Below are 266 nucleotides of genomic sequence, written 5' to 3'. Positions count from 1 at the left end.
CCGGCGAAGGGGAGCCGCAGCGTCGGCGTGTAGATGTCGATGACGCCGCGCCCGGCGTCGTCCACGAAGACGGTCTCGCTGAAGCCCAGCCTCGCCGCCAGGGCCAGACGCCCGGCCTCCCCGGGGACGGCCGCCCCGTCGCGCACCACGCCCAGCTCATTGCCGTGTCGGCCGTCCGGTCCGCAGAAGACGCGCAGCACCTCGTAGTCGGTCACCCGGCAATCCAACCACCTCGCCCCCGGTGGCCCCCTGGGGCCACCGGGGGC

The 266-nt window shown here is 75.2% G+C and carries 1 pseudogene; it reads right to left on the bottom strand.

Annotated features, from left to right (window positions below):
* A pseudogene (locus AOK09_RS42725) lies at window positions 1-215 on the bottom strand (PhzF family phenazine biosynthesis protein); the annotation flags it as partial.
* Window positions 216-266: the final 51 nt, after the last annotated feature.

This window comes from Peterkaempfera griseoplana, from assembly GCF_001418575.1.
Lineage (GTDB): Bacteria > Actinomycetota > Actinomycetes > Streptomycetales > Streptomycetaceae > Peterkaempfera > Peterkaempfera griseoplana.
Note: the sequence above shows the minus strand (reverse complement) of the source record. Positions and strands in the feature narration are given on the sequence as shown.